This is a genomic window from Kineococcus esterisolvens (assembly GCF_050871405.1).
GTDB lineage: Bacteria > Actinomycetota > Actinomycetes > Actinomycetales > Kineococcaceae > Kineococcus.
In genome coordinates, this window is sequence record NZ_JBJLRI010000050.1 from 23,944 (window position 1) to 30,639 (window position 6,696).

Genomic DNA, 6,696 nt, shown 5'->3' on the forward strand with positions numbered 1-6,696 from the left:
GCACCGCCCGCCTACAGACGGCTGGCTGCACTGCACCTGCACAACCATTTCCTGCAGGCGGGAGTTACCCCCGTTGTCACCGCACCGTCTTGGGTGGGTGACCGTGGGCATTCCATCTCGCCCGGTGTCGGTGGTCAGTTCGTCCCAGGTCGTGGATCGTCGCCGCTCCTTGAACCCCACGGTGATCGACGTCGCTGGTGGCGGCTCGCTCGCCAGGGCGTCTGTGCTGGTGCTCGTGCTGGTGGGGTCCGCCAGATGGTTGATGCCCTGGCTCATCCCGAATGGGTGTCCCCCACGCTCGTCGGGGGATTCCTCACGCCGTTGCCGAGGCCGACGCTGGAGTGTCAGCAAGTGTGCGACGGCGATGAGGGGCGGGGACGGTGTCGGTGATCCAGGTACGAAGTCTGCACAAGAAGTACGGGTCGACGGTGGCGGTCGATGAAGTCGACCTGTCCGTGGAGGCGGGAGAGGTCTTCGGGGTCCTCGGGCCCAACGGGGCGGGCAAGAGCACGGCGGTGGAGTGCCTACTGGGCATGCGCAGGCCCGACGGCGGTAGCGTGCGCGTCCTCGGGTTGGACCCGGTGCGTGATCGCGGCGCGCTGGTGCAGCGGGTCGGCGCCCAGTTGCAGGCGTGTCGGGTGCAACCGCGGCTGCGGGTCGCTGAGGTGCTGGCGCTGTACGCCTCCTTCTACGCTCGTCCGGCTGACTGGCGCGAGGTGCTGGAGCGGGTGGGCTTGGCGGGTGCGGAGCGCACCGCGTTCGGCAAGCTCTCCGGCGGACAGCAGCAGCGCGTCTCCGTCGCGCTCGCCCTGCTGGGCAAGCCTGAGGTGGTGGTCTTCGACGAGCTGACCACCGGACTGGACCCTGCAGCCAGGCGCGAGATGTGGCAGCTGGTGCGTGAGGTCAACCGGCGGGGGAGCACCGTGGTGCTGGTCAGCCACCAGATGGACGAGGTGGCGAGTTTGTGCGATCGCGTCGCCGTCTTCACCCGGGGACGAGTGCTCGCCACGGGTACCCCAGCCGAGCTCGCCGCTGTCGGTGCCGACGACGTCGCTGGGCACAGCCTCACCTTCCGCCCCCTACCCCCCGTGGATGACGGCGTCCTACAGGCGCTACCCGCGGTCCGCTCGGTGCGCCGTGAGGGCGGCCGCTGGGTCGTGCACGGGACGGCTACCGTGGCGCAGGTGGTGCTGGCGGCCCTAGCCGCCCACGGCAGCACCGCCGCCGAGTTGGAGGTCGGCCAGGTCAGCTTCGAGGACGCTTACCTGCGCCTGACCAACCAGGACGAGGGGGCCCGATGAGCAGGGTGTTCGCCATGACCCGCACCGAGGCGGTGCTGATGCTGCGCGAGCCCGCCGTGCCTACCTTTGTGATCGCGCTACCCCTCGGGTTGCTGCTGGCGCTGGGGTTGCTGCTCGACCTGGCGGATCCGGCGTTGACCACCGGCAGGGACTCCGCGGCCTTCGCTCCCGCCCTGGCGATGGCGCTGCTGCTAGGCGTGGTCGGCTTCTTCAGCCTGCCCAGCACCTTGGTGCTGTACCGCGAGACGGGTGTGCTGCGGCGGTTGTCCACCACCCCCACCTCACCCAGCGCCCTGCTGCTCGCCCAGCTGGTGGTGCACCTAGTGGCGGTGCTCATCGCCACCACCGTGCTGGCCGTCGCGGCGCTGACCGTGGTCGGACTGCCCGCGCCGACGTCCCCCGGCACGGCGCTGCTGGTGACCGCCCTGGGGGTGCTGGCACTGCTCGCCGTGGGCCTGCTCATCGCAGCGATTTCCCCCTCGGTCAGAGCCAACTCCGTCCTGGGTCCTGCGCTGCTGATGCCGGTCCTCTTCCTCGCCGGCATCTGGGTGCCATTGGAGGCCCTCCCTGGTTGGCTGGAGGTGGTGGGATTGCACTCGCCGCTGGGCGCGCTCGTCAACGGGCTGCTGCACGCGTGGGCGGGAGCGCCCGTGCCCACCTCCCAGCTGCTCGCGCTGGCCGGCACGGCGCTGATCGCGGGCGTGGTGGCCGTGCGGACGTTCACCTGGGAGTAGGAGGCGGGCATGGCGGATCGTGCACGGACCTGGACGATCCGCCGCTGCTGTCGACTTCCCCTGGTTCATCCAGCATCGCCGAGGTCATCGACGGCTGCCGCTGGTGTTTCCCCCTCCTCGAAGCGGGCGCGGGCTGCCTCGATCGCAGACATGTGCGCGGCGCTCCAGCGCAGCAGCGCCTCCACCGGCTCCCGCAGCGTCTTGCCCAGAGCGGTGATGCGGTACTCCACCGCCACCGGCCGCGAGCTCACGATCTCGCGTTGCACGATCCCGTTGCGCTCCAGGCGACGCAAAGTGGCCGTCAGCGACTTGCCCGTCACCGCCGGGATCGCACGACGCAGCTCGCTGAAGCGCGAAGGGCGCTCGCACAGCTCCTCGAGCACCTGCAGCGACCACTTGTCCAACACCTGATCGAGCAGCTCCCGGTGCGGCGCGGTGACCCTCAAGACCTCGGAGCCCGGGTCGTGGCGGAGGTGGGTGGTTTCTGGCACGACACCTAGTCTCGTTGAAGTTCCCTGCGGGCACCAGATATCAATGGGATACCAGCAGGCGGGCAGGTCGCCCGGCTGCCCATCCACCTCGATCCACGCTGATCCGCCCCGACTCAGGGAGCAGTCCATGACCGTGCACTTGGCCAGCCCCGACAGCCTCATGCAGCCCGTGCCCTACCACCACGTCGCGATCGCCACGGGCACCCGCCAGGTCCACATCGCCGGCCAGGTCGCTCGCGACGGCCGAGGGCAGGCGCTGGCTCCAGGCGACCTCGCCGGCCAGGTCGCCCACGCCCTGCGCAACACCGGCGCCGGCCTGCGAGCCGCGGGCGCCAGCTTCGGCGACGTGGTCCGGCTCACCTTCTACGTCACCGATTGGACCCCAGACAAGATCGAGCCCTTCATGGCCGGCATCGCCCAGGTCAGTGAGGAGCTGCGCCTACCTCAGCCGCTGCCCCCGGCCTCCTTGATCGGTGTCAGCCACCTGTTCGAACCCGATGTGCTCGTGGAGGTCGAGGCCACTGCCGTCCTGGAGTAACGACCTCGGGAGGGCCTTCGCCGTCGTCGATCGGCACCAGCCACACCTCGGGACTGTTCACCGGGGAGCCGTCGACATGGGCTTGAACTCATGCCCATGCCGTTGCGGGCGCGGTTATGGTCGGCTCGCAGTCCTCCCACGATCCACAGGACGCGCCCCAGGAGGTCGACGTGGCAGAACCTGCAGGCGAGGAGATCGGCTTCCACGACGGTCGCGCCCAGCGTGCCCTCGCCGCGCTACCGCTGACGCTGCTCGGCACCTCGGTCCTGCTGCACATCGCCTTGGACCCCGGCGGCGTCCGCTGGGCCGTCCTGCTGCCGCTGGCCGCTGCTACCGGCGCCTGGAGCCACCTCGGGTGGCGCCGGCTGACCCGGCGCGCAGAGCGCGGGTGGCCGGTGGCCGGCTACCTGGCGGTCTTGTGGGTGCTGGATGCCGCGCTGATCGCCCTGGACCCGATGTTCGTGCTCGCCGCGATCGTCGGTCTCATCGCCGCACCCGTGCTCATCCTGGACTGGCGCGGGATGCCAGGCGCCCTGGCCTTCTCTGTGCTGGTCAACCTTCTGCCCGGCGCCCCGCCGGAGGACGGCGCCGGGTGGGCCCTCGTGTCGGTCGTGATCGTGGTGGAGACCGTGGTGATCGGCAACGCCGGCAGCATGAGCCGGTGGGCGCTGGAGCAGAGCGAGCGACGTCGCCAGGCGGTGCTCGCTCTGCAGGCGGCGGCCGCCGAGAACGCGGCGCTGCACGAGCAGCTCATCCGCCACGCCCGCGACGCCGGCGCTGCGGAGGAGAGGACTCGGCTGGCGCGGGAGATCCACGACACCCTGGCCCAGGGCCTGGTGGGGGTCCTGACGCAGGTCCAGGCCGCGCAGCGCTGTGCCGGCGTCCCCGCAGGCGCGAGCGCCCACCTGGATAGAGCCGCCACGCTCGCCCGTTCCACGGTCATCGAAGCCCGCCGCTCCCTGCACGAGCTGCGCCCGGAGCCCCTGGAACAGCACGGTTTGGTCTCCGCCCTCCAGGGCATCGCGGACCGGTGGTCCGAGGACACCGGCACCTGCATCGAGCTGGTCGTGGACGAGGCGCCGAGCGGCCTGCCCACGGCCGTGGAGGTAGCGCTGCTGCGCGCGGCTCAGGAGGCGCTGGCCAACGTCGCCAGACATGCTCACGCCCGGCGGGTGGTGATGACCCTGGCGCCCATGGACGACATGGCGGTGCTGGACGTCCGTGACGACGGTCGCGGCTTCGAGGTGTCCTCGTCACCACCGGGCAGCTTCGGGTTGATCGGCATGTGCGAGCGCGTCGGTGCACTCGGCGGGGTCGTCGACATCGAGTCCGCCCCCGGGCGGGGAACGGCGCTGTCGGTGCGGATACCGCTGACGCCTCCCCGCGCCCTGCAGCAGCCCGGCCCCTTCTGCCCGGAGGAGGTGTCGGCGTGATCCGGGTCCTCATCGTCGATGACCACCCCATTGTCCGGGACGGGCTACGCGGTGTGATCAGCGCCTCCAGCGACCTGGAGGTGGTCGGTGAGGCGGCCGATGGCCCCTCCGCCGTGACGCGGAGCCTGGCGCTGGCCCCGGACGTCGTCTTGATGGACCTGCGCATGCCCGGTGGGGACGGGGTCGCGGCCATCGAGGCGCTGACCTGCAGTGCCAGCGCGTCTCGGGTCCTGGTGCTCACGACCTACGACAGCGACGACGACATCCTGCGTGCCGTGGAGGCCGGCGCCACCGGCTATCTCCTCAAGGACTGCACCGCCGACGATCTCCTGCGCGGCATCAGGGCGGCAGCTCGTGGCGAGTCCGTCCTCGCCCCTGCCGTGGCCTCACGCCTGCTCACCAGGGTGCGTGCACCTGCGGCGCCCGATCGCCTGCTGTCCCCGCGTGAGCTGCAGGTGCTCCAGCTGATCGCCCGGGGGACCAGCAACCGGGACTGCGCCCGGCGAATGTTCCTCAGCGAAGCAACCGTGAAGACGCACCTGCAACACATCTACGAAAAGTTCGGCGTCAGCGACCGCGCTGCCGCCGTCGCCACCGGCTACGAACGCGGCCTGCTCGGGCCCTGACGCGGCGAACGAGCACCACGACGCCCTGACAGGGTGCGGACCCTTGGTGATCACAGCGCTGCCATGGGTGTGGTCGTGCCGACGACCATCAAAGGGGCGAACACCCTGTCCTCGACGACGTGCTCGACCGCGCGGGCGGACGCCTGTCCCTTCGCGACACGGTGACGGGGGTGCGCGATGAGCGTGACCGTCATCGTCACCAGTGTCGTCGCACCAGCCCGCGCCGATGATGGAACTGAGCTTGACTTCCGCAGTTCATTTCACTATGAGTTGCGGACTCGGTCAGGCCGTCACAGCTTGGAGACATGATCGAGGCGGCGGTGTCTGAGCGGGTCGAGGAGCTGGTGTCCGACGGGCTGTGGGAGCGGGTGCAGCCGCTGCTGCCGAAGCGCCCGCCGCGCCGGCACCGTTACCCCGGCCGGCTGCCGCGTGATGACCGGGCTGCGCTGGCCGGGATCGTGCACGTGTTGATCACCGGCTGCACTTGGAATCAGGTTCCTACCGAGCAGTTCGGCTGCTCGGGCATCACCTGCTGGCGGCGACTGCGGGACTGGACCGAAGCGGGGGTGTGGCCGCACCTGCACCAGGTGCTGCTGGAGGAGCTGCGCGCGGCGGGGAAGCTGGACCTGGAGACGGCGGTGGTGGACGGCTCGCACGTGCGGGCCCTCAAAGGGGGGCTCACACCGGCCCTTCGCCGGTAGACCGGGCCCGCAACGGCTCCATGCACCACCTCCTGACCGATGCCGGTGGTGTTCCGCTGGTCGTGACCCTCACCGGCGGCAACCGCCATGACGTGACCCAGTTGCTGCCGCTGGTCGATGCCTTCCCCATCGTGCGCGGTGTTCGTGGTCGTCCTTGCTTGCGTCCGCGCTACCTGTTCGCCGACCGCGGCTACGACTACGACGTCTATCGCCGAGCACTGCGAGATCGCGGCATTGTGCCGCGCTGACCTGCACCTGGGCCTGCTGCAGCTGGCCTGCGCGCTGATCTGCTACCGCAAGCTCCCAGCGTCATAGTGAAACGAGTTGGTAGTGCCTGCCGTGGCAGCTTGTGGTGGCCGGCGTAGTGGGGTGGCTCGGGCGTTGGGGCGTACGGGCGCGAGGGGGTGTCTGCGCCGTCGTGCGTGGTGCCAGCGAGCGTTGCCTGGTGCTGGGCAAGGAGGGCGGTACTCGCGGGCGGCTGGTGTGGGGTGCCTGGTGGGTGCCGGGCAGGGGAGTGGTGTAACTCCCTTTCCGCGGAGTGAAGCCCGAGCGTGGCCGGGTGTGGCCGGGCAGTTTCTGCGGTAGGAGTAGGGTTTTCAGGTTTCAGTTGCTCTGATGGTGGGGTGTCAGGCCCTCCCTCTGATCCTTCCGCGGAATTCTCCAGGGCCGCGCCAGCGGGCCGGGTGAGTTTCCATCGAAACTCCGGAAACCTTGGGTGGGTTTCTGGTCGCCGACAGGTGGGCGGGAAATCGTGCGACGGCGCAGTCGACCGCGTCAGCGGGCGCAAGCTGTTGCAGCACAAAGCTTGTCAAACTCAGGCCGCGCCAGCGGCCTGGTGAGAAACCCACCTGTTTGCGCGCGCCAGCGCGCCC

The 6,696-nt window shown here is 70.1% G+C and carries 7 protein-coding genes and 1 pseudogene; 6 read left to right on the plus strand and 2 right to left on the minus strand.

Annotated features, from left to right (window positions below; translation table 11 throughout):
* Window positions 1-380 precede the first annotated feature (380 nt).
* Both ACRYR8_RS15010 and ACRYR8_RS15015 read left to right on the plus strand, forming a co-directional pair.
* Window positions 381-1,301, plus strand: a complete 921-nt coding sequence (locus tag ACRYR8_RS15010) for an ABC transporter ATP-binding protein (protein ID WP_432485248.1) — start codon at window positions 381-383, stop codon at window positions 1,299-1,301.
* A complete protein-coding gene (locus ACRYR8_RS15015) occupies window positions 1,298-2,035 on the plus strand; it encodes an ABC transporter permease (RefSeq protein ID WP_432485246.1) in 738 nt (245 codons plus the stop codon). Before ACRYR8_RS15010 ends, ACRYR8_RS15015 begins: the two co-directional genes overlap by 4 nt.
* A gap of 65 nt (window positions 2,036-2,100) precedes the next feature.
* Here the strand turns inward: ACRYR8_RS15015 and ACRYR8_RS15020 are convergent, their stop codons facing one another.
* Window positions 2,101-2,526 (minus strand): winged helix-turn-helix transcriptional regulator, encoded by a 426-nt coding sequence (locus tag ACRYR8_RS15020; RefSeq protein ID WP_432485244.1) that lies wholly within the window; start codon window positions 2,524-2,526, stop codon window positions 2,101-2,103.
* Window positions 2,527-2,653: 127 nt separating this feature from the next.
* On the opposite strand from ACRYR8_RS15020, the gene ACRYR8_RS15025 reads away from it, so the two are divergent.
* The 3 genes from ACRYR8_RS15025 to ACRYR8_RS15035 all read left to right on the plus strand — a co-directional run bounded on the left by ACRYR8_RS15025 (window position 2,654) and on the right by ACRYR8_RS15035 (window position 5,123).
* Window positions 2,654-3,064: a RidA family protein gene (locus tag ACRYR8_RS15025; RefSeq protein ID WP_432485242.1), complete on the plus strand. Its 411-nt coding sequence runs from the start codon at window positions 2,654-2,656 to the stop codon at window positions 3,062-3,064.
* Between the two features lie 170 nt (window positions 3,065-3,234).
* Window positions 3,235-4,497 (plus strand): sensor histidine kinase, encoded by a 1,263-nt coding sequence (locus ACRYR8_RS15030; protein ID WP_432485241.1) that lies wholly within the window; start codon window positions 3,235-3,237, stop codon window positions 4,495-4,497.
* A complete protein-coding gene (locus ACRYR8_RS15035; RefSeq protein WP_432485240.1) occupies window positions 4,494-5,123 on the plus strand; it encodes a response regulator in 630 nt (209 codons plus the stop codon). The genes ACRYR8_RS15030 and ACRYR8_RS15035 overlap by 4 nt, the downstream gene beginning before the upstream one ends.
* Window positions 5,124-5,173: 50 nt before the next feature.
* On the opposite strand, the gene ACRYR8_RS15040 is transcribed toward ACRYR8_RS15035, so the two are convergent.
* Window positions 5,174-5,317, minus strand: coding sequence for a hypothetical protein (locus ACRYR8_RS15040; protein ID WP_432485239.1), 144 nt, complete (start codon window positions 5,315-5,317; stop codon window positions 5,174-5,176).
* A 111-nt stretch (window positions 5,318-5,428) separates the two neighbouring features.
* On the opposite strand from ACRYR8_RS15040, the pseudogene ACRYR8_RS15045 reads away from it, so the two are divergent.
* Window positions 5,429-6,139: pseudogene (locus tag ACRYR8_RS15045) on the plus strand (IS5 family transposase).
* The last annotated feature ends 557 nt before the right edge of the window (window positions 6,140-6,696 follow it).

Bases quoted from the DNA above. Each gene is read 5' to 3' on its own strand.
- ACRYR8_RS15015 (WP_432485246.1), top strand. From the start codon at position 1,298: ATGAGCAGGGTGTTCGCCATGACCCGCACCGAGGCGGTGCTGATGCTG.
- ACRYR8_RS15025 (WP_432485242.1), top strand. From the start codon at position 2,654: ATGACCGTGCACTTGGCCAGCCCCGACAGCCTCATGCAGCCCGTGCCC.
- ACRYR8_RS15040 (WP_432485239.1), bottom strand. From the start codon at position 5,317: ATGACGGTCACGCTCATCGCGCACCCCCGTCACCGTGTCGCGAAGGGA.